This is a genomic window from Pirellulales bacterium, from assembly GCA_036499395.1.
GTDB lineage: Bacteria > Planctomycetota > Planctomycetia > Pirellulales > JACPPG01 > JACPPG01.
Window position 1 is genome coordinate 1 of sequence record DASYDW010000060.1, and the last position, 1,871, is coordinate 1,871.

Below are 1,871 nucleotides of genomic sequence, written 5' to 3' on the forward strand. Positions count from 1 at the left end.
GCCGATGATGCCCGCGGCCGTCGCGCCCAGGAAAGTCGCCGAATTGTTCAAGCCCAGAAGGATGGGCGCCACTGCAGGAGCGATCGTAATGATCCGATGCTGCTGCGGCACGAGAATGGCCCAGCCGCAACCGCCCCACAGAATGATCACGGGAACCGCCGTCCACAAACTGGCGCCCGCCCATCGCACGAGGAAGAAGTCCACCAGCACGATGGCGAGCAACGCAATGAGCACCCTGCGCGTGCCGACCCGGTCGATCAACCGGCCGACGATGATGTTGGACACGACACCCGACAGCCCCCAGATAACCAGCACCGCGCTCAGCACGGCTGGGCTACCGCCGATGGCTCGATCGAATACCACGGCGAAATACGTGTAGACCGTAAGGACTCCAGTGAAGAACAACAGAGTCGATGCCAGCGTGAGTCCGACGCGCGCATCCGCGAGAGGCGCCAGCCGCTTTGCGAGCGAAATGGGCGGCAGCTTCGGTATTTCGGAGAGCAGTACCGCGACGCCAATGCCGGACAACGCAGCGAGAGCGGCGACGTAGATCATCGTCCAGTGCCAGTTACCCAGACCGCCGATGATCGTGCCGATGGGCGAGCCGGTGGCCGTGGAAACGGTCAAGCCGGTCAACACCACAGCGAGCGCAAATCCCCTGCGCTCCGGTGGCACGATCATCGGCGCCGCACCCATTGCCGTCGGCGAGAACATCGCTGCACTGAGGCCCGCGATCGCGCGTGTCGCCAGCGCGATGCCGAAAGTCGGCGCGAACGCCGTGCCGAGGTTCGCAATCACGAAGAGCGCGAGTCCCGCCAGCAAAAGACGTTTGCGAGGAACACTGGCGGCCAGCGTCGCAAGGACGGGCGACAGTATTGCGTACGTGACGGAGTAGACCGTCGTCATCTGCCCCGCGGCTCCGATGCTCACATCGAAGCTGCGCGCAATCTCGGGCAAGACGCCCGCCACCACAAAACTGTCGGTGCCCAGCGCGAACATGCCGAGAGCTAAAACCAGTAATCGTCGATCCATTTTGAAATCCTGTTGGCGTCGGGCCTTCATCAAAGACGCTGCAATGAGCGTCCGTTGCGATATGTAAGGGCTTGAGTGTAGTCACGGGTCCACACAACTGCTACATTCACAAACGACAACTTTGGAGGCATTTACGCCATGCACATTTTTGTACTCGCCCTCAACGGACTGTTCGATACCGGACTCTCCGTCACGCTCGACGCCTTCGGCGCCGCAAACAAATTGTCGGCTCGACTGATGGGAGGAACACCGCACTTCGACGTCTCGGTTGTGGGGGTTCGAAAGCGGGTGCTCTCACATCAAGGCATGGTGGTACCCGTGCGGCCTATCGTTCCCGACCTGAAACCGGAGTGGGTGATCGTTCCGGCGTTGACACCCAAGGCGCCGGAAGAACTGGTTGCCGCTCTCGAGGGACCCGAAGCGGTTCGCGCGTTATCGCATCTGGTGGAGTGGCAGTCCGCGGGCGCGCGCGTCGCGGCTTCCTGCGTCGGGACCTTCTTTCTTGCGGAGGCGGGGCTACTCGATTTTCGTGAGTCCACAACCAACTGGGCGCTCGCGCCGTTCTTCCGGCAGCGCTATCCGAACGTCCGGCTCGACGAGTCCCGCATGCTCGTCCCCACGGATATCGGCGTGACGGCCGGCGCGGCGTTGGGACACCTCGATCTCGCGCTATGGCTGATCCGATCGGTAAGCCCTGAATTGGCAACGCTCGTTTCACGCTACCTGCTTGCCGATATACGTTCGTCGCAAGCGGGCTACATCATTCCGAATCACCTCGCGCAGGCCGATCCGCTGATTCAACGCTTCGAGCAGTGGTCGAGAAAAAATCTTAAGTCGGG

The 1,871-nt window shown here is 61.8% G+C and carries 2 protein-coding genes; one reads left to right on the forward strand and one right to left on the reverse strand.

The features are described 5' to 3' along the window. A partial coding sequence (locus VGN12_08710) for an MFS transporter (protein ID HEY4309518.1) occupies positions 1–999 on the reverse strand: 999 nt, incomplete at its 3' end. A gap of 171 nt (positions 1,000–1,170) precedes the next feature. On the opposite strand from VGN12_08710, the gene VGN12_08715 reads away from it, so the two are divergent. Beyond that, the coding region (locus VGN12_08715; protein ID HEY4309519.1) for a hypothetical protein at positions 1,171–1,871 on the forward strand (701 nt) is incomplete at its 3' end.